The organism is Streptomyces sp. NPDC045701 (assembly GCF_056432045.1).
In genome coordinates this window covers 64,352-88,337 of the sequence record NZ_JBWKJV010000012.1, presented here as the reverse complement: position 1 = coordinate 88,337, position 23,986 = coordinate 64,352, and the positions used below count along the sequence as shown (strand labels likewise).

Below are 23,986 nucleotides of genomic sequence, written 5' to 3'. Positions count from 1 at the left end.
CCGCCCGAAGGGCGGCCGGGCGAGACTTCACGGACCGGACATGACCCAGCCCCCGGGCGCCGCCCGGGGGCTGCCGCGGCCCCCGGCCGGGCGGGCGCTTGGAGGAAAGCACCAGGGCCCTTCCGCGTCCCTGTGCCTTTCGACCGGGGCGTACGCGTGTGCGGTCATGGGAGAATGAAGTACGTGCGTTTTCCCCCCGGCTGAAATGCCCGGGGGCCAACTCCGAACGACTGGGATGTTCAGCACGTGCGTTTCCTCAATGACCTGAAGCCGCCGTACGACCTCACGTACGACGACGTATTCATGGTGCCTAGCCGCTCGGCCGTGGGCTCCCGCCAGGGCGTCGACCTGTCCTCCCCCGACGGCACCGGGACGACCATCCCGCTGGTGGTCGCCAACATGACCGCGATCGCGGGGCGCCGGATGGCCGAGACCGTGGCCCGGCGCGGTGGCCTCGTCGTCATCCCCCAGGACATTCCGATCGAGGTCGTCACCGACGTCATCTCCTGGGTGAAGAGCCGCCACCACGTGCTCGACACCCCGATCGTCCTCGACCCGCACCAGACCGTCGCCGACGCGCTGTCGCTGCTGCCCAAGCGCGCGCACAACGCGGGCGTCGTCGTGGACGCCGATCAGCGCCCGGTCGGCGTCGTCACCGACGAGGACCTCTCCGGGGTCGACCGCTTCACCCAGCTGTCCGAGGTCATGTCGAAGGACCTGCTGCTGCTCGACGCGGACATCGACCCGCGCGAGGCCTTCAACACCCTCGACCACCACAACCGCCGCTACGCCCCGGCCGTGGACAAGGACGGCCGCCTCGCCGGCATCCTGACCCGCAAGGGCGCGCTGCGCGCCACCCTCTACACCCCGGCCGTCGACGCGAACGGCAAGCTCCGCATCGCCGCCGCCGTCGGCATCAACGGCGACGTGGCCGGCAAGGCCAAGCAGCTCCTCGACGCGGGCGTCGACACGCTCGTCGTGGACACCGCGCACGGCCACCAGGAGTCGATGATCGCCGCGGTCAAGGCCGTCCGGGGCCTGGACCCGCACGTGCCGATCGTCGCCGGGAACATCGTCGCCGCCGAGGGCGTGCGTGACCTCGTCGAGGCCGGCGCGGACATCATCAAGGTCGGTGTGGGCCCCGGCGCCATGTGCACCACCCGCATGATGACCGGCGTGGGCCGCCCGCAGTTCTCCGCAGTCCTCGAATGCGCCGCCGAGGCGGCGAAGTTCGGCAAGCACGTCTGGGCGGACGGCGGTGTCCGCCACCCGCGCGACGTCGCCATGGCGCTCGCCGCCGGCGCGTCGAACGTGATGATCGGTTCCTGGTTCGCGGGCACCTACGAGTCCCCCGGCGACCTCCAGCAGGACGCCAGCGGGCGCCTGTACAAGGAGTCGTTCGGCATGGCGTCCAAGCGCGCCGTGCGCAACCGCACGAGCGAGGAGTCCGCGTACGACCGGGCTCGCAAGGCGATCTTCGAAGAGGGCATCTCGCACTCGCGGATGTTCCTGGACCCGGCCCGTCCGGGCGTCGAGGACCTGATCGACTCGATCATCGCGGGCGTGCGCTCCTCGTGCACGTACGCCGGTGCGGGCTCGCTGGAGGAGTTCGCCGAGAAGGCCATCGTCGGCGTCCAGAGCGCCGCCGGTTACGCCGAGGGCAAGCCGCTGCACGCCAGCTGGAGCTGACGTACCGCCAGGGAACCCGCCGGGGTGGCCGTTTCTCGCCCGGTGCGAGAGGCGGTCACTCCGCTTTTTTCACGACAGGCCGAATCCGTACGCATGTCCGTGGCGAATGCGGGTACACGCGGCTTGCGAACGTACGGAAATGAACAGGGAGGGTGCAGTGTCCATGGCGACCACGATCTCGACCGGTACCGGCCCGCAGACGATCACCGATCTGCCGGAGGTCCGTAACCCCGGTGAGGTGGCTCCGAAGGACGCGAAGGAGCTCTCGAAGGCATTCTTCGACCGGCTGGCCGTGCTGGAAGAGGGGACCGAGGAGTACCAGTACGTCCGCAACACCCTGATTGAGCTGAACCTCTCCCTGGTCAAGTACGCGGCGACGCGCTTCCGCAACCGGGCCGACCAGATGGAAGACATCATCCAGGTCGGCACCATCGGGCTCATCAAGGCCATCGACCGCTTCGACCTGAGCCGCGAGGTCGAGTTCACCACCTTCGCGATGCCGTGCGTCATCGGTGAGATCAAGCGGTTCTTCCGCGACACCAGTTGGTCGGTGCACGTGCCGAGGCGCCTGCAGGAGCTGCGCATCGACATCGCCCGCGCGACCGACGAGCTCTTCCAGCGCCTCGACCGCTCTCCGACCCCGGCCGAACTGGCCGAGCACCTGGGGATGGAGGAGGACGAGATCCTCGAAGGGCTCATCGCCGCCAACGGGTACACCGCCGGCTCCATCGACCTCCCGCTCGACGACAGCACGGACAACTCCTCCGAGACCCTCGGCGACCGGCTGGGCGAGCCGGACCGCGAGCTGGAGATCGTGGAGAACGTCCAGGCGCTCAAGCCGCTCATCGAGCAGTTCGACGAGCGCGACCGGCGCATCCTCCAGATGCGGTACGTGGACGAGATGACGCAGTCGGAGATCGGCGCCGTGCTGGGCGTGTCACAGATGCACGTCTCCCGGCTGCTGTCGCGGATCACCGCGAGGCTCAGGGAAGGTCTGCTGGCCGTCGAGTGAACCGCCCGGCCCGCCGGCCGACGCGACGCCGACGCCCGGGGCACGCCGCCCCGGGCGTCGGCGACTTCGGTCGTCGGGCCGATGGCGTTTTCCGGACGGCGTCACCCGCTGGGCATGAACGGCCCCCTTGTCCGGCCGGGGCGACGGGTCGGCCGGCCGCTCCCCACGGGCCTCCGCCCGCAGGCTCCGCCCGCCGGGGCGTCATGCGTCGGCCGTCAGGCCGCTTCCGGCGCGCGGGACCAGATCGCCCGGACCGTCTTGCCCGCCGGGGTCGGCTGCACCTCGACCCGGTTCGCCAGGCTCAGCACCATGGGCCAGCCGAAGCCACCGCCACCGCCGCTGAAGTCCGGCCGACGGGCCTCGGGGAGGGTCGTGCTGGAGTCGTCCAGCTCCACGGCCAGCACACCGGGATCGGCGCGCAGCCGCAGCCGCCACCAGCCCGCGGTGTGGCGCAGGGCGTTGGCCGTGAGTTCCGTGACGACCAGCTGCACCGCGTCCAGGTCCGCCCACGGGCAGTGCTCGGCCACGAAACGCGCGGCCGAATCACGGGCCGAGGCGCAGTCGGCGTGAGGCGAAGTCATGACAACCACGAGCGGCTCCTTCAATCATCACCGCTCGCATACCCAGACCTGGTGCGTTAACCACGGACTGGCGAGGATCAGCCGGACACCCGCCGCACGGTCAGGGCCACCGTGTCGTCGGGGTGCAGGATCACCGTGTGCATCTCCTCCGCGATGGCCGCCGGGACGTCCTCTATGGGACGGTGCCGGTGGCGGCGGGCCGCGAGCGCCAGCCGCTGCTCGCCCTCGCGGGGGTCGCGTCGGCTCTCGGTCAGCCCGTCGGTGTAGAGCACCAGCAGATCGCCCGGGTCGAGGCGGTCGTGGAGCAACCGTTCGCTGCCGGGCAGGGGGAAGCCGATGCCCCGGCCGCGTACCTCCAGCAGGGAGGACTCGCCGCTCGCCCGCACGAGGAGGGCCGGGGGATGGCTGCCGTTCGCCAGCACCAGATTCCCGCCGGCCGGATCGAGCCGCACCAGCTGCACGGTGGCCATCAGCTCGTGGTCGAAGGTCGCGAGCACCTCGTCCGTGCGGGCGACGATCGACTCCAGCGGGTGGCCCTCCAGGGCCAGCGTGCGGACGGCGTGGGTGACGTTGAGCGCGCTGCGCGTACTGGTCAGCCCGTGCCCGAGGGCGTCCACCACCGTGATGTGCACGGTGCCGTCCGGCAGGACGAACCAGTCGTACAGGTCACCGCCCGTGGGGGCGTGCTTCTCCGCCGGCTCGTAGTGGACCGCCATCTCCAGCCCCGGCACCCGTACCGGCGGGGGGCGCAGGGCGTCCTCCAGCTGGCGCAGTATCCGGCCGTGCGCCTGGCGCAGCTGCTCGTCGCGCTCCTCCAGCTGCACGTACAGCGCCAGCACGCCGCTGTTCGTCTCGGCCAGCTCGTGCTTGAGCCGCTGATGGTCCTCGGCCAGCGCGTCCGCCCGGTCGACGGCCGCGCTGAGCTCCTCCTCCAGCAGGTCGACCAGGCCGGGCGGATCGTCCCGGCCCGCGTCCCCGGCGGCGGACGGCAGGGGTACCGGCACCCGCCACACCGCGGTGGTGCCGGGCAGCCGCTCCGCGGGCAGCGGGAGCCCGTCCAGCGACGGCCGGCGCGGTGCGTGCGGCAGGTGCAGCCGGACGACCAGCCGCCCCTCCTCCGGCCGGTCACCGCCCGCGCCGCCCGCGGGGGCGTCCACGGCCCGGCCCCGGGCTTGCGGCGGCACCGTCTCCAGCAGCACCGGCCGGCCCGCCGCGAACTCCGCGCCGGCCACCCGGGCGGCCGACAGGGCGAGCCGGTAGCGCAGCTCGACGGGCAGGCCCGCCCGGTGGGCGACGCGGCGCAGCGCGCTGCGCAGGCCCGCCAGTGAGTGCAGGGTCGTGATCTGCGGTTTCATGGCTCTCTCCGGGCCGGGCCGAGGGCGAGGACGGTCGCGTCGTCCCGGCTGCGGCGGTGTTCGTGGACCAGGGCTCCGGCGAGCAAGGCTGCGGGCAACCCGCTGACGAAGGGGGTCAGGGTGTGCGTCCAGCGGTCGTCGACGCCGTCGCTGTGCAGCAGGGCCACGGCGTCCGGCTCGGCGGGCACGCGCTGCACCCGGGGCTCGGGCATGTTCCAGCCCACGACCCCCGGCTGCCCGCCGAAGCGCCGGCGGACGCCGTCGTGCCCCAGCAGGAGGGTGCGCACGTTTCCCACGGAACACTGGTCGACGCCCCGCGGCGACAGCCGCAGCAGCCCGACCGCCGCGCCCCGGCTGCGCCGCAGCGCCCGGTTCATGGCGTGCAGCAGTCCCGGGAGCGGCAGGCCGGGGTCGCGGTGGAAGGCGCGTACGGCCAGATCGGCGGCCTCGGCGGCGAGCTCGCCGTGTCCCAGGCCGTCCACCACCAGGGCGGTGCGTACGTCCCCGTCGACCGCGAGGGCCCAGGAGTCGCCGCAGAGGTTCTCCCCGTCGGCGGGGACGCGCACGGCGCCCACGCCGGGCGTCCCCTCGGCGGGGGTGCCGCCCGGTTCGCCCAGGCGGGCGGAGGCGACGGTGCCGACGCCCTCCCTCGTACGCACGGTGAACTCGTCCGCGATCCTGCGTACCGCGCCGAGGCCGGCGCCGAGGGTGCTGCTGGTGGTGTACCCGTCGGTCAGGCACTGCTCCAGGTCGGCCATGCCCGGCCCCCGGTCGACGGCGAGGACCTCCACGCCGGGGCGCAGGGGCAGCGGCTGGATGTAGAGCGAGCCGTTGTGGGCGTGCCTGGCCACGTTGCCGGCCAGCTCGCTGGCCAGCACGGCCGCCTGGTCCGGCAGGGCGCCGGTCAGGCCCTGGTCCAGGGCCGTCCGGCGGGCGGTGGTGGCCGCCAGCTGGACGGCGCTGTAGTGGTCCACCCGAATGTGGGTGGTGACGGACCTCGGGGTGTCCATCAGCGGTCGCTCCAGCGCGTGACGACCACCGTGGTGCCCTCGCCGGGCTCGCTGTGGACCTGGAACTCGTGCATCAGCCGGCGCGCTCCGCCCAGGCCGTGGCCGAGCCCCGTGCCGGTGGTGAACCCGTCGGTGAGCGCCTCGTCGAGGTCGCGGATGCCGGGGCCTTCGTCGCGGACCGTCAGTCGCAGGCCCCTCCGCCCGGACCGCGTCAGCCTCTCGATCTCCAGCGACCCGCCGCCGCCGTGGACGTACGCGTTGCGGGCGAGCTCGCTGGCGGCGGTGACGATCCTGGTCTGGTCGACGAGCCCGAAACCGGCCTCCACGGTGGCGGCCCGCACGGCATGACGTACCGTCAGCAGGTCCTCCTCCGAGGCGACGGTGAATCGGGAGGCACGGCCGGGGCCTCCCGGAAGGGGATCGGGGCCGGCGAAGGCGCCGCCGGTCGCGCCGGTCGCGCCGGACGTCATGGACCGGGCGCCGGTCCGGTCGGTGGTGACGGTGGAGCCGGCCGGCGCGGAGCGCTGGCCGATCAGCTCGGAACCCGCCGCCACCCGTTCACCGTGGAGCGTCACGTCGGGCCTCCCCCGGGGGTCGGGGCATGCGGTGCCAGCCGAACGCGGTCAGGCCCTGCTCCGCGTTGAGAGCGGTTTCCACGCCGGTCAGCTGGAGCCCCAGTTCGACCAGGGTGATGGCGACCGCGGGCCGCATTCCGGCCACGATGACCCGGGCACCGAGGAGGCGGGCCATCGTGGTCAGCTCCATCAGCGTGCGCGCCACGAACGAGTCGATGACCTCCAGCCGGGAGATGTCGATCAGGACGCCGCGTGCGCGGTCGCCCGCGATCCGCTCGGTCAGCTCGTCGGTGAAGGCCACCGCCGACTGGTCGTCCAGCTCGTTGAGCAGGCCGGTGACGAGCACGTCGCCGAGCCGCAGGATCGGTACGCCGGTGGCTCGGGGGGCCGTCACGCCGTCACCGACCGGGCCGGGCCGGCGTCCTGGCCGACGTCGGGCTGGTCGGTCAGCCGGATGGCGGCGGCCAGGGCGTCCGCCAGGGTCGCGCGGGTGAGGATGGTCGACAGGTCGATGCCGAGCTGGGCGATGGTCTGGGCGATGGGCGGCCGGATGCCGCTGATCACGCAGTCGGCGCCCATCAGCCGCACCGCGTTGACGGTGTGCATCAGGTGCTGGGCGACCGCGGTGTCGACGGCCGGGACGCCGGTGATGTCGATGATGGCGACCTGGGCCTCGTGGTCCTGGATCGCCTGCAGCAGGCTCTCCATCACGACCTGGGTACGGGCGGTGTCCAGCGTCCCGATCAGCGGGACGGCCAGCACGTGCCGCCAGAGGCGGACCACCGGCGTCGAGACCTCCAGCAGCTGGCGGCTCTGGCGCTGGATGATCTCCTCGCGCCCCTCCACGTACGTCTCGAACGAGAGCACACCGGCCGCGTCCAGCAGCCGGTTGACCAGGATGGCGGCGGAGAACAGCTCCGCCGAGTCGCGGGTGGCGTACTGGACGGCCGACAGCAGCGCTTCCTTCAGCGACAGCACGGCCAGCGACGTGGCCGTCGGCGAGGCGCCCGCCCGCGCGCGGCGCAGCGACAGCTCTATCACCGTCTGCCGCAGTTCGTTGCGCGACGTCACCAGGCGTTCCACCGGGACGTCGCTCGCCAGGCCCGCCGCGAGGGCGGAGATCAGCAGATCGGCCTCCTCGCGCACCTCGTGCTCGCTCATGTCCGTGCTGAGCACCGCCTGCTCCAGCTGGAGCCGGACCCATCGGTCCGCGATCTCCTCCTCGCGCTCACGCAGGGCCTCACAGAGGCGGTCCCGCACGCTCGATTCGCTGGTGTTCACAAGCACCTCTCGCATTCGGAAACAGGACGGGCGGGTTTCCAGGGCGAGGTGCCGGAAAAATCGACGAGTCGGCCGCCCGTCCCGCTTCTCGTGGTCAACGGCGGTTGGATGGTAGTCGCCCGGCGGCGCCCCGAAGAAGCGTGACTCCGCGTGCGGACGCCAAGGGCGGCGACCGGAGCATGCCGGCCGCCGCCCTCCCCGCCGCTCAGCGCGAGGCCGACGTCGTCGAGACGGCCACCGGTTCGCCGGCCGCCGCGAGCGTTTGTCTGGCCACCCGGAGCGCGTCGCGTATGTCACGCGTCCCGGTGGACACGCAGAGGGTGTAAGCGGTGTCCTCCCGTTGACGCTTGGCCTTCGGGTCCGCCGAGTCCGCACCGGGTGCGGACAGTTCCTCATACCTGGCCACGAGTTTGCGCAGCATCGACGGGTGCGCCATCAGCACGACAGAACCTCCTCCTGGACGGGACCCGGACGTGGGTCGGGGGCCGGAGTGCGATGTCACCGACCGAAGGCGCCCCTACCCCGGCTTCTCGCGCTCATTCCACCGAAGTCCGCGACGGCGCCCGTCCGCCGGTCGTGCCGGTCCCGCTCCCCGTCCGTGGGACGGTCCACCCCGTCGCACTCCGCCGACACGTGGCGCCGCTGCCCCACCGCTCCTGGACCGCCGTACCGCCGTTCCGGCTGGGCTCACGCGCCCGTCCGCGGGACCGCGCCACGCGCCGTTGTGACGTCGCTCACCCGCCGCTCCGGCGCCGCCCCACGCGCCCGTCCGTGACGACGCTCACACGCCCGACCGGAGTGCCGCTCGCCGGCCCGCACGGGACCCCGCGTAGCCGAGGCGCCGTGACGCCGCGTCACCCGGCGCCGTGACGTCGCTCACGTCCGGGACAGCGCCCGGCCGCCGAGTACCGCCTCGCGCCGGACGGCCGCCGTGACCGCGGCGGCGACCCGCGCGTGGCCCGCGTCGTCGGGGTGCAGCCCGTCCGCGAGGTGCCCGGCCTCCAGCAGGTCGCGGCCGGGCAGCAGCGCCAGCCGCTCGTCCCCGGCCGCCGCCAGGTCCCGGACGGCCTCCTCCATCGCCGTGCGCAGGTCGGCGAGCGTCGCGCCCAGGGCGTTGGCCGTGCGCTCCGCCTCGGGGCGCAGCAGCGGCGAGAGCACCAGCAGGGGCGTGTCGGGGTGGCCCCGGCGTACGAGCGCGACGAACGCGCGGGTGGTCTCGTACAGCAGCGGCGCGGAGTGCGGGACGCCGGACCAGCAGTTGGTGCCGAAGGCCAGCGTGAGGAGGTCGGCGGGGAGGGCGGCCAGCTGCTGGGCGACCGACAGCTCGCCGCGCGCGGAGCCCGCGTAGCCCAGGTTGACCGGGTCCAGCCCGAGGGCCCGTCCGGCGACGGCCGGCCAGGAGTGGGCGGGCCGGGTGGACCACCAGCCCTCGGTGATCGAGTCGCCGTGGACCAGCCAGCGGGGCCGCGGGGGAGCGGGGGAGAGGGTGCCCCCGACCGCGCGCAGCCCCAGGATCGCGGGGGCCTGGCTCTCCGGCGGGTGGACGGTGAACGGCCCCGTACCGCCGGGCAGGTCCACCCTGACGACCGTCTCCTCGGCGGGTTCGGCGAACGCCTCGCGCAGGCAGGTGTCGCCCTCCCAGAGCGCGAAGCAGTGCGCCAGCTCGCGCAGCCCCGCGGGCCCGTCCGGTACGGCCGCGCGGTAGCGGATCTCCACGGCGCGGGTGCCCGGCGACGCGGTGAACTCCAGCCGCACGCCGATGGGCAGCTCGGCCCGCCGGGCGGTCTCCCACGGCAGCCGCGCCATGCCCGCGGGGTCGGCGCGCACCGTGCGGCCGTGCTCGTCCACCCAGGCCGTACCGCGGAGGAACGGCACCGGATCCTGCCAGGTCATACGCGTCTCCTCCGGTCGGTGGGACACCTGCTCCCGGCCCCCAATGTGTCGATTCGTGCGGCGGGGCGCAATGTTTCCCCGTCTGTGCCCCAAGTGCGCAATGATCATGCGTCGATGCGCAACAACGATGCATTACAAGCGCGAAGCCCGCCCTTTAGGCTCGTGCCCCGTACCAGGAGTGGCGGTGACCGCCTGCTCGGCGGTCTCCCTTCCCCGTGGGCTGTGTCCGACACGCCCGCGAGCCCGCCGCAGGTCGCCCTCCACCGACCCGCAGCGATGAAGGAGCCCCCGCAGTGCTGGATCAAGGCACAGCCCCTCCCGCCACCGAGCCGTCCGCGCCCAAGGCGTCCGGGCTCTCCGCTCTCGTCCGGCGCAAGCCGGTGGACATGCTGGTCGCAGAGGGTGGGCAGGGCGAGGGCGGTTCGCTCCGCCGCTCGCTCTCCATGTGGCAGCTGACCATGATCAGCATCGGTGCCACGCTCGGCACCGGTATCTTCGTCGTCCTCGGGGACGCCGTCCCGCAGGCCGGTCCGGCGGTGACCCTCGCGTTCGTGATCGCCGGCCTCACCGCCCTGTTCTCCGCCCTCTCGTACGCCGAGCTGGCCGGCTCCATCCCCGTCGCCGGCTCCTCGTACTCGTACGCGTACGCAACGATGGGCGAACTCGTCGCCTGGGTCTGCGGCTGGTGCCTGGTGCTGGAGTACGGCGTCTCGGTCGCCGCCGTGGCGGTCGGCTGGGGCGAGTACCTCAACGAGCTCCTGAACGGAACCATCGGCGTCACCATCCCCGGCGCGCTCTCCTCCGCGCCCGGCGAGGGCGGGATCATCAACCTGCCCGGCCTGATCGTCGTGCTGCTCGCCATGGTCTTCCTGCTCGGCGGCGCCCGTGAGTCCGCCCGCGTCAACACGATCATGGTCGTGGTGAAGATCGCCGCGCTCGTGCTCTTCTGCGCCATCGGCTTCATGGGCTTCAAGTCCGGCAACTACGCGGACTTCATGCCGCTCGGCATGGCGGGCGTCAGCGCCGCCGGCGCCAGCCTCTTCTTCTCGTACATCGGCTTCGACGCCGCCTCCACGGCCGGCGAGGAGGCCAAGAACCCGCAGCGCGACCTGCCGCGCGCGATCATGCTCTCGCTGATCATCGTCACCGCGCTCTACGTGCTGGTCGCCGGTGTCGCCGTGGGCGCGCGGAACTGGAAGGACTTCGAGGGCTCCGAGGCCTCGCTCGCCGGGATCATGAACGACGTCAGCGGCCACGCCTTCTGGGGCACGCTGCTCGCCGCCGGTGCCGTCATCTCCATCGCCAGCGTCGTCCTGACCGTGCTGTACGGCCAGACCCGCGTGCTGTTCGCGATGTCCCGGGACGGGCTGGTGCCCAAGGTGTTCGGCAAGGTCGACCAGAAGACCGGCACGCCGCGCGTCAACACGGTCATCGTCTCGGTGTTCTGCGGCCTGCTCGCCTCCGTCATCCCGCTGGGCAAGCTCGTCGACGCCACCAGCATCGGCACCCTGTTCGCCTTCGCCCTGGTGAACATCGCGGTGATCGTGCTGCGCCGCACCCGCCCGGACATGCCGCGCACCTTCCGGGTCCCGCTCGGCTGGCTCTTCCCGGTGCTGGGCTTCCTGTTCTGCGCCTACAACATGTTCAGCCTCGACGCCATCACGTGGATCGTGTTCGGTGTCTGGATGGCCGTCGGCCTCGTGTTCTACTTCCTCTACGGCATGCGCCGCTCCCGTTTGGCCACCGCAGAGAAGTGACCCACCCCCAGTGCGACTGAACGATCTCGACGAACGCATCGTCCACGCCCTCGCCGAGGACGCCCGGCGCTCCTACGCGGACATCGGCTCGCTCGTCGGTCTGTCCGCGCCCGCCGTGAAGCGGCGCGTGGACCGGCTGCGGGCGGAGGGCGCCATCACCGGGTTCACCGTCCGGGTGGACCCGGCGGCGCTCGGCTGGGAGACCGAGGGGTTCATCGAGATCTACGCACGTGGGAACACCTCGCCCGAGACCATCCAGCGCGGTCTCGAGCGGTACCCGGAGGTCGCGGCCGCATCCACCGTCACCGGTGACGCGGACGCGATCGTCCAGGTCTTCGCCTCCGACATGCGCCACTTCGAGCGCGTGCTGGAGCGGATCGCGGGCGAGCCGTTCGTGGAGCGCACCAAGTCGGTGCTGGTGCTCTCGCCGCTGCTGCGGCGCTTCTCGTCCGGCTCGCCGGCCTAGGCGGGGTCCGGAGCAGTCCCGCCCGGCCCGCGACGCCTCGCAAGCACGCGGAACAGCGCCGGGACGCCCGGTCCGGAAGACCCGCCCTACCCGGCTGCCGGGTACTCCGGCTGCCACGGCAGGACCCGGAAGTCGCCCGTGCCGCCCCTGACCTTCTCGAAGGGCGCCGCGCTCACGCACTTCGGCAGCCTCTTCGTCTCCTCCGGCTCGCTGCCGATCCAGCTGTAGCCCAGCCGGTCGTGCCCGCCCTGGTCATGCACCGAGACCCCCACCCGCCTGCCCTTGAACGGGGTGTCGGAGTCGGTGACCACACCCGTCACGACCGCCACCTTGCCGCCCGTCACCAGGCAGTCCACCCGGGCCCTCGCCCAGCCGGACGTGCCGTCCGGGAAGACGTGCCGGAAGCCGAACGTGCCGGTCGCCGCCTCCGGGTCCATGGTGTCCTCGGCGGCCAGGTGCGCGTCGAAGGTGAACGTGATGTCGTCGCCCGCCGGCCGGTACAGCTTCGCCGTGCCGGTCAGGGCCGCCGCCTCGCGCGGCCCGGCGCCCGCCCGGTCCCCCGAGGCGCCGGCGGAGCCCGCCGCCCCGGCGGTGAACAGCAGCGCGGCACCCAGTGCGGCGATCTTCGTACGACGGTTCATGGCGGAGCCCTTTCAGCTGGTGGACGCGTTTCCCAAACACCCGCCACTGTTCCGCCCACCCCCGCCCCGGCACATCGCGCGCCGGTCGCGACCGCCTTCCGCCGGGCGGCGGGGGCCGCCTCCGACCCCGGGAGGACGGCCGCGCAATGAATCACCGCGCGGCACCCCCTCCGCGCAACGGATCGATCGTCGGTCCGCAACGGTCACGCCTTGTCCCGGAAGAGCACCGGACCGTACCGTTTTGAACGTCTTCTCGACGTCTTCCTTTCCATGCCACGCACCCCGACAGAGGTCTGCCGATGCCGCCGCTGCGCACCGCCCTGCTCCAGAGCTCCGGACAGCCCGGTGACGTCGCCGCCAACCTCAAGGTCCTCGACGAGGCCGCCGCCCGCGCCGCCGCCACCGGCGCCGGCCTGCTCGTCGCCCCCGAGATGTTCCTGACCGGGTACGCGATCGGCCACGGCGTCGCCCGGCTGGCCGAGCCCGCCGACGGTGACGGGGCCGACGCCGTCGCCGAGATCGCCGAGCGCCACCGGCTCGCCATCGCCTACGGCTACCCCGAGCGCGACGGCGACCGGGTGTACAACGCCGCCCAGCTCATCGGCCCGGACGGCAGCCGGCTCCTGAGCTACCGCAAGACCCACCTCTACGGCGGCTTCGAGAGCGACTCGTTCACGCCCGGCGAGCAGCCGGTCGTCCAGGCGGAGCTCGGCGGACTGCGCGTCGGCCTGATGATCTGCTACGACGTCGAGTTCCCCGAGAACGTCCGGGCGCACGCCCTGGCCGGCACCCAGCTCCTGCTGGTGCCCACCGCGCTGATGCACCCCGCCGAGGTCGTCGCCGAGTCCGTCGTACCGGTGCGCGCCTTCGAGAACCAGATCTACGTCGCGTACGCCAACCGGACCGGCCCCGAGGGCGAGTTCGAGTTCGTCGGCCTGTCCGCCCTCGCCGGCCCCGACGGCACCGCCCGCGCCCGCGCCGGACGTGGCGAGGAACTGGTCGTCGGCGACGTCGACCCGGAGTTCCTGACCTCCTCGCGCGAGGCGAACCCCTACCTGCGCGACCGCCGCCCCGGCCTCTACACCTCGCTCGCCTGAGCCGTCCGCCACCCGAGCCCCCACCCCTCGCCAGCTTTCCCGCAAGGAGTCCGTACCCCATGACGTCCACGGTGCCCACCGCCGTCCAGCACACCGACGCGCAGCCGCCGATCACCATGTTCGGTCCGGACTTCCCGTACGCGTACGACGACTACCTGGCCCACCCGGCCGGGCTCGGCCAGGTCCCCGCGACGGAGCACGGCACCGAGGTCGCCGTCATCGGCGGCGGACTCTCCGGCATCGTCGCCGCGTACGAGCTGATGAAGATGGGCCTCAAGCCCGTCGTGTACGAGGCCGACCAGATCGGCGGCCGGCTGCGCACCGTCGGCTTCGAGGGCACCGGCACCGAGGGGCTGAGCGCCGAGATGGGCGCCATGCGCTTCCCGCCCTCCTCCACCGCGCTCCAGCACTACATCGACCTCGTCGGTCTGGAGACCCGGCCGTTCCCGAACCCGCTGGCCGAGGCCACCCCGTCGACCGTCGTCGACCTCAAGGGCGAGTCGCACTACGCCGAGACCGTCGACGACCTCCCGCAGGTCTACCGCGACGTCGCCAAGGCCTGGAGCGACTGCCTGGAGGAGGGCGCGGACTTCTCCGACATGAACCGCGCCATGCGCGAGCGCGACGTCCCGCGCATCCGCGAGATCTGGGCCCAGCTCGTCGAGAAGCTCGACAACCAGACCTTCTACGGCTTCCTGTGCGAGTCCGAGGCGTTCAAGTCCTTCCGGCACCGCGAGATCTTCGGCCAGGTCGGGTTCGGCACCGGCGGCTGGGACACCGACTTCCCCAACTCCATCCTGGAGATCCTCCGCGTCGTCTACACCGAGGCCGACGACCACCACCGCGGCATCGTGGGTGGTTCCCAGCAGCTGCCGCTGCGCCTGTGGGAGCGCGAGCCGGAGAAGATCGTCCACTGGCCGCTCGGTACGTCGCTGAAGTCGCTCCACGAGGGCGACCCCAAGCCCGCCGTCACGCGCCTGCACCGCACGGCCGGCAACCGCATCACTGTCACCGACGCGAACGGCGACATCCGCACGTACCAGGCGGCGATCTTCACCGCCCAGTCCTGGATGCTGCTGTCCAAGATCGCCTGCGACGACTCGCTGTTCCCCATCGACCACTGGACGGCGATGGAGCGCACCCACTACATGGAGTCGTCCAAGCTCTTCGTCCCGGTCGACCGGCCCTTCTGGCTGGACAAGGACGAGGAGACCGGCCGCGACGTCATGTCGATGACGCTCACCGACCGGATGACCCGCGGCACCTACCTGCTGGACGACGGCCCGGACAAGCCGGCCGTCATCTGCCTCTCGTACACGTGGTGCGACGACAGCCTGAAGTGGCTCCCGCTCTCCGCCAACGAGCGCATGGAGGTCATGCTCAAGTCGCTCGGCGAGATCTACCCGAAGGTCGACATCCGCAAGCACATCATCGGCAACCCGGTGACCGTGTCGTGGGAGAACGAGCCCTACTTCATGGGCGCCTTCAAGGCCAACCTGCCGGGCCACTACCGCTACCAGCGGCGCCTGTTCACCCACTTCATGCAGGACCGGCTGCCCGAGGACAAGCGGGGCATCTTCCTGGCGGGCGACGACATCTCCTGGACGGCCGGCTGGGCCGAGGGCGCCGTGCAGACCGCGCTGAACGCGGTGTGGGGCGTGATGCACCACTTCGGCGGTGCCACCGACGCCACCAACCCCGGCCCGGGCGACGTCTACGACGAGATCGCCCCGGTGGAACTGCCGGAGGACTGAGGCACCAGCGGGGTCAGCAGCATCCGCCCCGCCAGCCCCACGGAGCGGTCGAGGCGTTCGGTGAACTCCTTGGCCAGCTCCGGCAGCCCGCCCAGCTCACCCAGCCGGGTCAGCTGCCACAGCGAGCGGGCGGCCAGCCACGCCCCGTCGCGGGCGCGGTCCAGGCTCCAGCAGCCCAGCAGGTGCGTCAGCGGGTCGGCGATCTCCAGCAGGTCCGGCCCCGGCATCAGCTCCTCGCGGATGCGCTCCTCCAGCAGCGCGAGGATGTCGCCCACCCGGTCGAACTCCCGCTCCAGATCGGCCGGTTCGCAGCCGAGCGTGCGGCAGGCGTCCACCACGGCCAGCGCCAGGTCGTGCCCGACGTGCGCGTTGATTCCGGCCAGGGCGAACTGCAGCGGCCGTACGCCGGGATGGCGCCGGTACTGGAACAGCGGCCGCCAGCACGCCGCCGGCCGCCCGCCCGCGGCGACCGCGTCCACCGCCGCCAGGTAGCGCTCCGCGAAGCGGACGTCCAGCGTGGCGGCGGCCCGCGGGTCGGCGAACTCGCCCGCCCCGACGCTCCGGTCGATCTCCTCCGTGACCGCGAGGTAGACCCGGTTGAATACCGCCACCCCGTCCGCCTCCGGCCACAGCTCGCACAACGCCCGCATCCGCGTCACGACCGGGCCGATCACCGACGGGGCCGACGAGCACTGTTCGATCTGCGCCATGGGGGCAGCGTCCCAGTAGGTAGGCTCTCGGTGGTGTCATCGCGCCGGGCTTCCCCGAAACGGGGGAACGAACCCGCCCCCGCGAGCACCCAGGGGGAGGGGAACCACACGTGTCAGACGTGCGCGCACAACGGCGGAGACAACGCGACCGGCGGGCCGGACGGCGGCGCACGGCACGTCGCCACGCCATGGTCGCCGCCGCGTCGGTGGTCGTCGCGATAGGAACGGTCAGCGGGCTGCTGGCCGCGACCGGCGGCGAGGCGGACGACACGGCCGGGCCCCGGCCCGAGGTGACCGGCAGCGCGTTGCACGTGCCGCCGCTGCCCGCTCGTCCCAGCCCCACGCCCACCGCCCCGGCCACGGCCTCGCCGTCCCCGTCGCCCTCCCGCACCTCGCCTGGGCCGTCCGCCCCGCCGGCCCCGAAGCCCTCGGCGACGAAGCGGAAGGCCCCCGCGGCCCCGGCCCCCCGGACCGTGCCGGCCTCCCTCTACCGCCACCCGCAGTCCCAGGTGCTCGACTGGGTGCGGGCCAACCCCGGCGACCCGCGCCGGGCGGTCATCGAGTCCCGGATCGCCGACCAGCCGGCCGCGGTCTGGTTCGCCGAGTACGACCCGGGCGCCATCACCGGCAGGGTCCGCGCGGTGACCTCCCGAGCGGCCGCCGCCGGCCGGGTGCCCGTCCTCGTGCCGTACGCCATCCCCGACCGGGACTGCGGGGGCGCCTCACAGGGCGGGGCGCCCGACCTCGCCGCGTACGACGGGTGGATACGGGACTTCGCCGCCGGGCTCGGCGGCGGACCGGTCATCGTCGTCCTGGAGCCCGACTCCATCGCCCTCGCCGACTGCCTCTCGGACGCCGCCCGGAGCGCCCGCTACGCCTCGCTGGCCCGGGCGGGCAGGGCGCTCAGGGCGGCCAACCCGCGGGCCAAGGTCTACTTCGACGCGGGCCACTCCGGCTGGCACCCGGCGGCCGAGATGGCCGGCGCGCTGCGTGACGCGGGCGCCGCGACCAGCGGCGACGGCATCTTCACCAACGTCTCGAACTTCCACACCACCGCCGAGGAGGCCGCCTACGCCCGGCGCGTGCTCGCCGCGCTCGGCGGCCCGCCCCACCTCGGCGCCGTCATCGACACCAGCCGCAACGGCAACGGCGCCCCGGCGCCCGGCGAGTGGTGCGACCCCGCGGGCCGGGCGCTCGGCAGGACGCCGACGACCCGGACCGGGGACGCGCGGATCGACGCCTACCTGTGGATCAAGCTGCCGGGCGAGTCGGACGGCTGCTCGGGCGCGGCGGGCGAGTTCTCCGCCGGCTACGCCTACGACCTGGCGACCGGCTGAGCGTCGCCGCCCTCGCCGCCCCGGCCGTCCCCGCCGTTCCCGTCGCTCCGGCCGCCTTCGTACGAGCTGGTGCCGGAGTCCAGGAGGGGCTCCTGTTCCTTGAGGTGCGCCGGGGCGAAGGCGCGCAACACGTGGTAGCCGGTGATGACCACGATCGTGCCGAGGGCGATGCCACCCAGCTCGAAGTTGTCCGTGATCTTCAGGCTGACGCCGCCGACGCCGATGATGATGCCCGCGGCGGCCGGGACGAGGTTCAGGGGGTTGCGCAGGTCGACGTCGGCGTTGATCCAGATCTGCGCGCCCAGCAGGCCGATCATGCCGTACAGGATGACGGTGATCCCGCCGAGCACACCGCCGGGGATGGCGGCGACGACCGCGCCGAACTTGGGGCACAGACCGAACAGGAGCGCGAAGCCGGCGGCGGCCCAGTAGGCGGCCGTCGAATAGACGCGGGTCGCGGCCATGACGCCGATGTTCTCGGAGTACGTGGTGTTCGGCGGACCACCCACCGCGGTGGACAGGATCGAGGCGGCGCCGTCGGCGGCGATGGCGGTGCCGAGCTGGTCGTCGAGCGGGTCGCCGGTCATCTCGCCGACGGCCTTGACGTGTCCGGCGTTCTCCGCGACCAGCGCGATCACGACGGGCAGGGCGACGAGGATCGCGGACCACTCGAAGGCGGGCGCGTGGAACGAGGGCAGGCCGACCCAGTCGGCCCCGGCCACGCCCGACAGGTCCAGGCGCCAGTGGTCGACGGCCTCGCCGCCGCCGAGCGGGGAGTGGATCTTCCCGAAGGCCAGGTCGAATACCCAGGAGAGGGCGTATCCGAAGACCAGCCCCAGGAAGATCGCCACCCGTGACCAGAAGCCGCGCAGGCAGACGACCGCGAGGCCGGTGAACAGCATCACCAGCAGGGCCGTCCACTGGTCCTGCGGCCAGTACGTCGCCGCCGTCACCGGAGCCAGGTTGAACCCGATCAGCATGACGACGGCGCCGGTCACGATCGGCGGCATCGCCACATGGATGATCCGCGCGCCGAACCGCCGCACCGCCAGTCCCACCAGGAACAGCACCGCACCCACCACCAGGACCGCCCCGGTGACGGTGGCGCTGTCGCCGCCGGTCGCCCGGATGGTCGCCGCCACGCCCACGAAGGAGAGCGAGCAGCCCAGGTAACTGGGCACCCTGCCGCGCGTGGCGAGCAGGAAGACCACCGTGGCCACGCCGGACATCATGATCGCCAGGTTGGGGTCGAGGCCCATGAGCACCGGTGCCACGAAGGAGGCGCCGAACATGGCCACGACGTGCTGGGCGCCGAGCCCGGCCGTACGGGGCCAGGACAGCCGCTCGTCGGGGCGGACGACGGCTCCGGGAGCGGGTGTCCGTCCGTCGCCGTGCAGGGTCCAGCGCACGCCGAGGTTCATAGGGGGTGGCTCCACTTCTCCGGTTCGGGCCGGCCGCGCGGCCGGGTCCCGGCCGGGAGCGGCCGAAAAAGACCAGGCGCCATGGTAATCCGACAGCCGTACCCGCCGACGCGGCCGTGCGCGCCCTGCCGGTGGCCCGCCGGAGGTCCGGGACGTCCGGCGATGCGCCGGCTTCCCCGGAGCCCCGGTCACCGGGCCCGTAGACACCCCGTCAGCGGGAACTCTTCTCGGTCGGCACCGTGCCGGCGGCCTTGCGCGCCGTGCGGTCGCCCGTGCGCAGCACGCCCGCGCCGAGGACGAGGCAGAAGGCCAGCAGGGTGACCAGACCGAACGACACGGTCAGGGACGTCGCGTCCGCCACACCACCGATCGCGGACGGGGCGATGAGGCCCGAGGTGTACGTGATCGTGGCGACACCCGCGATGGCCTGGCTCGGGTTCGGCCCGCTGCGCCCGGCCGCCGCGAAGGCCAGCGGTACGACGACGGCGACACCGAGCCCGAGGAGCCCGAAGCCCGCCAGGGCGGCCGCCGGGTGCGGCGCGACGACCACCAGGACGCCGCCCGCCGTGGCCGTGACCCCACCGACCCGTACCGTCCGCACCGCGCCGAACCGGTCCACGACCTTGTCGCCCACCAGCCGGGCCACCGCCATGGTCAGGGCGAACGCGGTGGTCGACGCGGCCGCCAGGCCCGCCGACGTACCCAGCTCGTCGCGCAGGTAGACGGCCGACCAGTCCAGGCTGGCACCCTCCGCGAACACCCCGCAGAACCCGATCGCCCCGATCACCAGGGCGGACCTGGGCGGCAGCGCGAACCGGGGCGGCGGCTCCGCGTCCGGGGCGCTGCGCAGGTCCAGTACGCCCTGGCAGAAGACCAGGCCCAGGACGGTGAGGAGGAGCGCGGCGGCCATGTGGTGCAGCCGGGCGTCGGTGCCCAGGTGGGCGGCGAGCGTGCCGATGGCCGAGCCGATCAGGGCCCCGGCGCTCCACATGCCGTGCAGGCTGGACATGATCGACTTGTCGAGCCGGTTCTCCACCTCGACGCCCAGCGCGTTCATGGCCACGTCGGACATGCCGGCGGTGGCCCCGAACACGAAGAGCGCGCCGCACAGGGTGTAGACGTCGGGGGCGAGGGCGGGCAGCGCCAGGGACAGCGTCCACAGCGCGAGCAGCCCGCGCAGCGCGGCGCGGGCGCCGAAGCGGTGGCTCACCGCACCGGCGAGCGGCATCGCCGCCGAGGCGCCGAGCGCGGGGAAGGCCAGCGCGAGCCCCAGTTGGCCCGCGCCGACCCCGGCATGGTCCTGGATCCACGGGATGCGGGTGGCGAAGCTGCCGGTCACGGCGCCGTGCACGCAGAACACGGCGGCCACGGCGAACCGGGCCCGCCTCAGCCGCTCCCTGTCGAAGACCATGTCCGGTGCCACGGACCCTCCCCGGTCGAATTTGTCTCGGTGTTTCTCGGTGCCGGTAAATTATCAGGAACCCTGCCTGATAGTAAGTTGGTATGACGAGTTCTGAGAGGATCACGCCATGCCCGCATCGCCCAGCACCGCACGGGCCATCAACGACCGGCTCGCCCTGCGCCTCCTCCAGGACCGGGGTCCGTTGACGGCAGGTCAGCTCAAGACCCTGACCGGACTGTCCCGGCCCACCGTCGCCGACCTCGTCGAACGGCTCCAGAGCTCCGGCCTGGTCCATGTGGTCGGGGAGTCCGGCGCCGAACGCCGCGGCCCCAACGCCCGGCTGTACGGGATCGTCGCCGACCGCGCGCACCTGGCGGCCCTCGACGTCCGCACCACCAGCCTCTCCGTGGTCGTCACCGACCTGCTGGGCGGCACGCTCGCCGAGGCGTCCCTGCCCATGGAGGAGCACAGCGACGGGCCCGCCGTGGAGCGCGCGGTGGAGCTGCTGGAGCGGACCGTGGCCGAGGCGGGCGTACGGCGGCTGCACAGCGTCGGCGTCGGGGCGCCCGGCCTGATCGACCCGGCCACCGGGGAACTGCGCGACTCGACGGGCCTGCCCGCCTGGCACCGGCGGCTCGTCACCGTCCTGCACGAGCGGCTGCCCGCGACCGTCCTCGTGGAGAACGAGACGAACCTCGCGGCCGTGGCGGAGCAGCGCGAGGGCGCCGCCCGCGACCAGGACACCTTCGTGCTGCTGTGGCTCGGCCACGGCGTCGGCGCGGCCGTCCTGCTGGACGGCAGGCTGCGGCGCGGCGCGTCCGGCGGCGCCGGTGAGATCGGGTTCCTCCCCGTGCCGGGGACGGGCGGCCTGCCGTCGGCGACCGGCTGCGACGGCGGCTTCCACGCGCTGGCCGGCTCGTCCGCGATCCGCGAGCTGGCGGCGCGGTACGGCATCGACGCCGGCGAGGACCGGGGCGAGGAGGCGGCGGGGGCGGTGGCCGTGCGGATGGCCCTGGAGGCCGGGGCGGAGGACTTCCTGGACGCCCTCGCCGACCGGGTGGCCCTCGGGGCGGCGGCCGTCAGCGCGGTGCTCGACCCGGGGTGTGTGGTGCTGGGCGGCGAGATCGGCCACGCGGGCGGCGCCGGGCTGGCCGCCCGCGTCGAGGCCCGGCTGGCCGTGCTGTCCCCGCTGCGCACGGAGGTGCGGGCGACCGCCCTGGGCGGCGCGGCGGTCCTGCGGGGCGCCCTGCTGACGGTCCGCGACGCGGCCCAGGACGAGCTGTTCGCCCCGTAGCGACGCCCCGCCGGGGGCCGCCGGCGACGCCCCGCCGGAGGCCGCCGGCCCCCGGCGGGCATGCCGGAGGGCCCCGGCGGCGGCAAGGGCCGTTACCGCGCCGCCGGGGCCCGTCCCGTCACCGGGTCAGCAGGCGCCCAGGTCCTGCCAGACACCCCATTGGCCGGTGGTGCCGGGCTCCTCGCCCTTGGTCCACCACTTCGCCTTCCAGGTGCGGGACGCGTGGGACACCGAGGAGCCGGAGCCGTACTCGGCGGCCGGGCTCCACGCGGGCGCGGTGCACGCACCGGGCGTCGGTGTCGGGGTGGGCGTCGGGTTCGTCGGGTCGGGCGACGGGGACGGGTTCGTGCCCGGCTCCACCACCGTCGTGCCCCGCGCCAGGTCACCGGCGAGCGCGTACGTCGTGCCGCCGATGTTCACCGTCCAGTTCCACGGGGTGGACACCGGCAGGTAGTAGTTGAAGGACAGCTCCACCGAAGCGCCCGGCGCCAGCGTCTGCCACGCGGGCAGCTTCAGCGAGGCGCGGTGGAAGTCGCCCTTCAGCCCGCCCACGTTGCTCCCGGTGTGGTCGCTGCTGATCACCTTGGTCCCGAAGCCGGACTGGTCCGAGGCGTTGCCCGGGGCCGCCGTGGAGTAGTCGAACTGGAACTCCGTGCCGCCCGGAAGCGTGGTCCTCGTGTTGTTGGTGATCTTCACCTTCGGGGTGATCGGGTAGTTGGAGTCGCCGAGCTTGAACTCGCCGAACTCGACGCCGATGTTCACCGCCTTATCGGGCAGTGCCTTGTTCGAGACCTTCGCGCCGTAGGGCGTGGCCGCCTTGAACCTGTCGTACATCAGCGAGGTGAGGGTGGAGCCGGGCTCGTACTGCCCCTTGGCCGCGTTCCAGCCGTAGTCGCCGGCCAGTTCCCAGACCATCGTGCCGCCGATGCCCTTGTCGACCACGTAGTCGGCCTTGCGGGCCACCGACTGCTCGTCCTCGGTCGACAGGAAGACCTTCTTCTCCGCGTTCCACAGCCACGGCGCGACCAGCGTCGGGTCGTACTTGCGCGCGTAGGTGCCGGTCAGTTTGGTGTCCGCGCCGAAGCCGTACTTCGGCAGGTAGTCGCCGAGGACGCCCTTCTCCAGGTTCTTGGCGTGCCACATCGGGTTGGAGCCGGCCGGCGACTCCTTGCCGTTGTCGTCCTTGTCGTGCCACAGGTTGTCGATGCCGACCGCGCCGTCACCGCACTTGGTCAGGCCGGACCCGGCCGGGCAGGTGGTCGCCGCCGCCTTGCCCCACAGGCCGTCCGTACCGCCCTGCACGTTCTTGTGGCCGCGGGTGTAGTACGGCAGGCCGATGTTGATGCGGCCGGCCGGCATGGAGCCGCGGAAGTAGTGGTAGGCCCAGTCGGTGTTGAGATAGCCGATGCCGCCGTACTGCTGGCTGCCGTAGACGTTCGCCGCCGCCAGCTCCGCGTCCTTGCCGTCGTCGAAGAGCGAGGCGTTGGGGCCGGCGTACTCGTTCCAGGCGCCGTGCAGGTCGTAGGACATGATGTTGACGTAGTCCAGGTACTTCTGGACCTGGAAGGTCTCCATGCCGCGCAGCAGGTAGCCGGAGGAGGGGGCCGCGACGGTCAGCATGTAGTGCCTGCCGTCGGCCGCGCCCGCCCGGTCCAGCTTCTCGCGCAGGGTCTTCATCAGCGCCGCGTAGCCCTTGACGAGTCCAGCGCGGCGGGCGTTGGAGACGGAGTAGTCGAGCGGGTTGCCGGCGTCCTTCATCGAGGTCGGGTACTCGTAGTCGATGTCGACGCCGTTGAACCCGTACTTCTTGATGAAGGCGACCGCCGAGTCGGCGAAGGTGTCGATGCCCGCCTGGTTGACCGAGCCGTCGGCGTGGGTGGCCATTGAGTAGAAGCCGCCGGAGTTCACGCGCTTGCCGCTGTCGTCGAAGTACCCGCCGGTCTCGGCCCAGCCGCCCACCGAGATCAGCGTCTTGACGTCCGGGTGTTGCTTCTTGAACTTGTTCAGCAGGTTGAAGTGCCCCTTGTAGCCGTACGCGGGGTCCATCTCGGCGCCCGCGACGCCCGGCCAGGTCATGCCGGTGGCGGCGTTGTTCGGGCCGTCGGCGCCGACCGACAGCCGGTTGCCGGAGTCGATGTGGCCGAAGGCGTAGTTGATGTGGGTGACCTTGCCCCACGGGATGTTCGACGCCAGGTAGGCGGGCGTACCGTCCTTGCCGGTGCGCCAGCCGGTGAAGTAGCCGATGACGCGGCGCTGGTGGTCGGCGCCCATCTTCTCGCGGCCCTCGGTGTCGTACACCGAGCAGTACGGCACGTCGGCGCCGGACGTCCTGTACAGGCCGTCGGGGCGACAGGACTCGTGGTCGGTGGCGGCGTGGGAGACGCCGCCGGAGAGCGAACCGAGCAGCAGACCGGCGGCGGCGGCGCCGGACGCGAGCAGGGTGGCTCGTCTGTGCGTGGGGGACAGCACGGTCGGTTCCTCCTGGGGAGGCAGAGGGGCACACAACTGGCAAGGGGGTGGGTCGTGTTCAGCCCTGGTGTGCGCACACCCGGCGGGCCGTCTCCATGGAGGTGACGCAGACATTAAAAGGACTAGACCAAGCGGTCAAGAGGTCTGGACCACTTGATGCTTCCGGTGATCATGTGAGGCAGGCCACAACCTTCGCCCGCATGGGTGACCATCCGGCGTGGCACACTGGCCCTGTATCAGCA

At 72.7% G+C, this 23,986-nt stretch carries 21 protein-coding genes; 8 read left to right on the top strand and 13 right to left on the bottom strand.

Annotated elements, in window-relative coordinates; all coding sequences use genetic code 11:
* Positions 1-246 precede the first annotated feature (246 nt).
* A complete protein-coding gene (locus AC07DW_RS16040) occupies positions 247-1,689 on the top strand; it encodes a GuaB1 family IMP dehydrogenase-related protein (RefSeq protein ID WP_478858264.1) in 1,443 nt (480 codons plus the stop codon).
* A 163-nt stretch (positions 1,690-1,852) separates the two neighbouring features.
* Positions 1,853-2,701: an RNA polymerase sigma factor SigF gene (locus AC07DW_RS16035; RefSeq protein ID WP_478858263.1), complete on the top strand. Its 849-nt coding sequence runs from the start codon at positions 1,853-1,855 to the stop codon at positions 2,699-2,701.
* A gap of 215 nt (positions 2,702-2,916) precedes the next feature.
* Here AC07DW_RS16035 and AC07DW_RS16030 read toward each other — a convergent pair whose 3' ends face one another.
* The 8 genes from AC07DW_RS16030 to AC07DW_RS15995 all read right to left on the bottom strand — a co-directional run bounded on the left by AC07DW_RS16030 (position 2,917) and on the right by AC07DW_RS15995 (position 9,396).
* Positions 2,917-3,282 carry an ATP-binding protein gene (locus tag AC07DW_RS16030; protein WP_478858335.1) on the bottom strand — a complete coding sequence of 122 codons (366 nt, stop codon included), beginning with the start codon at positions 3,280-3,282 and terminating at the stop codon, positions 2,917-2,919.
* A 77-nt stretch (positions 3,283-3,359) separates the two neighbouring features.
* Entirely contained in the window at positions 3,360-4,637 is a 1,278-nt protein-coding gene (locus AC07DW_RS16025; protein WP_478858262.1) for a PP2C family protein-serine/threonine phosphatase, read from the bottom strand.
* Positions 4,634-5,647: an ATP-binding protein gene (locus AC07DW_RS16020; protein ID WP_478858261.1), complete on the bottom strand. Its 1,014-nt coding sequence runs from the start codon at positions 5,645-5,647 to the stop codon at positions 4,634-4,636. The genes AC07DW_RS16025 and AC07DW_RS16020 overlap by 4 nt, the downstream gene beginning before the upstream one ends.
* Positions 5,647-6,222 (bottom strand): ATP-binding protein, encoded by a 576-nt coding sequence (locus tag AC07DW_RS16015; protein ID WP_478858260.1) that lies wholly within the window; start codon positions 6,220-6,222, stop codon positions 5,647-5,649. Before AC07DW_RS16015 ends, AC07DW_RS16020 begins: the two co-directional genes overlap by 1 nt.
* Entirely contained in the window at positions 6,206-6,616 is a 411-nt protein-coding gene (locus AC07DW_RS16010) for an STAS domain-containing protein (protein ID WP_478858259.1), read from the bottom strand. The genes AC07DW_RS16015 and AC07DW_RS16010 overlap by 17 nt, the downstream gene beginning before the upstream one ends.
* A complete protein-coding gene (locus tag AC07DW_RS16005) occupies positions 6,613-7,518 on the bottom strand; it encodes an STAS domain-containing protein (protein WP_478858258.1) in 906 nt (301 codons plus the stop codon). Before AC07DW_RS16005 ends, AC07DW_RS16010 begins: the two co-directional genes overlap by 4 nt.
* A 190-nt stretch (positions 7,519-7,708) precedes the next feature.
* Positions 7,709-7,939: a DUF5133 domain-containing protein gene (locus AC07DW_RS16000; protein WP_478858334.1), complete on the bottom strand. Its 231-nt coding sequence runs from the start codon at positions 7,937-7,939 to the stop codon at positions 7,709-7,711.
* 440 nt (positions 7,940-8,379) lie between these two features.
* Positions 8,380-9,396 (bottom strand): GDSL-type esterase/lipase family protein, encoded by a 1,017-nt coding sequence (locus AC07DW_RS15995; protein ID WP_478858257.1) that lies wholly within the window; start codon positions 9,394-9,396, stop codon positions 8,380-8,382.
* Positions 9,397-9,689: 293 nt separating this feature from the next.
* Between AC07DW_RS15995 and AC07DW_RS15990 the strand changes: the two genes are divergently transcribed.
* Together AC07DW_RS15990 and AC07DW_RS15985 are read left to right on the top strand one after the other, a co-directional pair.
* Positions 9,690-11,153, top strand: a complete 1,464-nt coding sequence (locus AC07DW_RS15990; RefSeq protein ID WP_478858256.1) for an amino acid permease — start codon at positions 9,690-9,692, stop codon at positions 11,151-11,153.
* Positions 11,154-11,163: 10 nt separating this feature from the next.
* Complete coding sequence (locus AC07DW_RS15985; protein ID WP_064067061.1) at positions 11,164-11,619, top strand: Lrp/AsnC family transcriptional regulator; 456 nt, start codon at positions 11,164-11,166, stop codon at positions 11,617-11,619.
* An 86-nt stretch (positions 11,620-11,705) separates the two neighbouring features.
* Here the strand turns inward: AC07DW_RS15985 and AC07DW_RS15980 are convergent, their stop codons facing one another.
* Positions 11,706-12,260, bottom strand: coding sequence for a hypothetical protein (locus AC07DW_RS15980; protein WP_478858255.1), 555 nt, complete (start codon positions 12,258-12,260; stop codon positions 11,706-11,708).
* Positions 12,261-12,559: 299 nt separating this feature from the next.
* Here AC07DW_RS15980 and AC07DW_RS15975 point away from each other — a divergent pair, with 299 nt between their 5' ends.
* Together AC07DW_RS15975 and AC07DW_RS15970 are read left to right on the top strand one after the other, a co-directional pair.
* The gene (locus AC07DW_RS15975) at positions 12,560-13,357 is read left to right on the top strand and encodes a carbon-nitrogen hydrolase family protein (RefSeq protein WP_478858254.1); all 798 of its coding nucleotides are present in this window, start codon (positions 12,560-12,562) and stop codon (positions 13,355-13,357) included.
* Positions 13,358-13,416: 59 nt separating this feature from the next.
* Positions 13,417-15,111, top strand: a complete 1,695-nt coding sequence (locus tag AC07DW_RS15970; RefSeq protein ID WP_478858253.1) for a flavin monoamine oxidase family protein — start codon at positions 13,417-13,419, stop codon at positions 15,109-15,111.
* Here AC07DW_RS15970 and AC07DW_RS15965 read toward each other — a convergent pair.
* A complete protein-coding gene (locus AC07DW_RS15965) occupies positions 15,072-15,821 on the bottom strand; it encodes a DUF5995 family protein (protein ID WP_478858252.1) in 750 nt (249 codons plus the stop codon). The genes AC07DW_RS15970 and AC07DW_RS15965 overlap by 40 nt on opposite strands.
* A gap of 188 nt (positions 15,822-16,009) precedes the next feature.
* Here AC07DW_RS15965 and AC07DW_RS15960 point away from each other — a divergent pair, with 188 nt between their 5' ends.
* Positions 16,010-17,158, top strand: coding sequence for a glycoside hydrolase family 6 protein (locus AC07DW_RS15960; RefSeq protein ID WP_478858333.1), 1,149 nt, complete (start codon positions 16,010-16,012; stop codon positions 17,156-17,158).
* Here AC07DW_RS15960 and AC07DW_RS15955 read toward each other — a convergent pair.
* Entirely contained in the window at positions 17,137-18,579 is a 1,443-nt protein-coding gene (locus AC07DW_RS15955; RefSeq protein WP_478858251.1) for a uracil-xanthine permease family protein, read from the bottom strand. The genes AC07DW_RS15960 and AC07DW_RS15955 overlap by 22 nt on opposite strands.
* Positions 18,580-18,790: 211 nt before the next feature.
* Positions 18,791-19,990, bottom strand: coding sequence for an MFS transporter (locus AC07DW_RS15950; RefSeq protein WP_478858332.1), 1,200 nt, complete (start codon positions 19,988-19,990; stop codon positions 18,791-18,793).
* A 118-nt stretch (positions 19,991-20,108) separates the two neighbouring features.
* Between AC07DW_RS15950 and AC07DW_RS15945 the strand changes: the two genes are divergently transcribed.
* Positions 20,109-21,275, top strand: coding sequence for an ROK family transcriptional regulator (locus tag AC07DW_RS15945; RefSeq protein WP_478858250.1), 1,167 nt, complete (start codon positions 20,109-20,111; stop codon positions 21,273-21,275).
* A gap of 126 nt (positions 21,276-21,401) precedes the next feature.
* On the opposite strand, the gene AC07DW_RS15940 is transcribed toward AC07DW_RS15945, so the two are convergent.
* Positions 21,402-23,744 (bottom strand): chitinase C-terminal domain-containing protein, encoded by a 2,343-nt coding sequence (locus AC07DW_RS15940; RefSeq protein ID WP_478858249.1) that lies wholly within the window; start codon positions 23,742-23,744, stop codon positions 21,402-21,404.
* Positions 23,745-23,986: the final 242 nt, after the last annotated feature.

Excerpts from the sequence above, each read along its gene's own strand:
- AC07DW_RS16030 (WP_478858335.1), bottom strand. The coding sequence starts at position 3,282 with ATGACTTCGCCTCACGCCGACTGCGCCTCGGCCCGTGATTCGGCCGCG.
- AC07DW_RS15955 (WP_478858251.1), bottom strand. The coding sequence starts at position 18,579 with ATGAACCTCGGCGTGCGCTGGACCCTGCACGGCGACGGACGGACACCC.
- AC07DW_RS16020 (WP_478858261.1), bottom strand. The coding sequence starts at position 5,647 with ATGGACACCCCGAGGTCCGTCACCACCCACATTCGGGTGGACCACTAC.
- AC07DW_RS15995 (WP_478858257.1), bottom strand. The coding sequence starts at position 9,396 with ATGACCTGGCAGGATCCGGTGCCGTTCCTCCGCGGTACGGCCTGGGTG.
- AC07DW_RS15970 (WP_478858253.1), top strand. The coding sequence starts at position 13,417 with ATGACGTCCACGGTGCCCACCGCCGTCCAGCACACCGACGCGCAGCCG.
- AC07DW_RS15950 (WP_478858332.1), bottom strand. The coding sequence starts at position 19,990 with ATGGTCTTCGACAGGGAGCGGCTGAGGCGGGCCCGGTTCGCCGTGGCC.
- AC07DW_RS16035 (WP_478858263.1), top strand. The coding sequence starts at position 1,853 with ATGGCGACCACGATCTCGACCGGTACCGGCCCGCAGACGATCACCGAT.
- AC07DW_RS15960 (WP_478858333.1), top strand. The coding sequence starts at position 16,010 with ATGGTCGCCGCCGCGTCGGTGGTCGTCGCGATAGGAACGGTCAGCGGG.
- AC07DW_RS15980 (WP_478858255.1), bottom strand. The coding sequence starts at position 12,260 with ATGAACCGTCGTACGAAGATCGCCGCACTGGGTGCCGCGCTGCTGTTC.
- AC07DW_RS16000 (WP_478858334.1), bottom strand. The coding sequence starts at position 7,939 with ATGGCGCACCCGTCGATGCTGCGCAAACTCGTGGCCAGGTATGAGGAA.
- AC07DW_RS15945 (WP_478858250.1), top strand. The coding sequence starts at position 20,109 with ATGCCCGCATCGCCCAGCACCGCACGGGCCATCAACGACCGGCTCGCC.
- AC07DW_RS15975 (WP_478858254.1), top strand. The coding sequence starts at position 12,560 with ATGCCGCCGCTGCGCACCGCCCTGCTCCAGAGCTCCGGACAGCCCGGT.
- AC07DW_RS15965 (WP_478858252.1), bottom strand. The coding sequence starts at position 15,821 with ATGGCGCAGATCGAACAGTGCTCGTCGGCCCCGTCGGTGATCGGCCCG.
- AC07DW_RS16025 (WP_478858262.1), bottom strand. The coding sequence starts at position 4,637 with ATGAAACCGCAGATCACGACCCTGCACTCACTGGCGGGCCTGCGCAGC.
- AC07DW_RS16005 (WP_478858258.1), bottom strand. The coding sequence starts at position 7,518 with ATGCGAGAGGTGCTTGTGAACACCAGCGAATCGAGCGTGCGGGACCGC.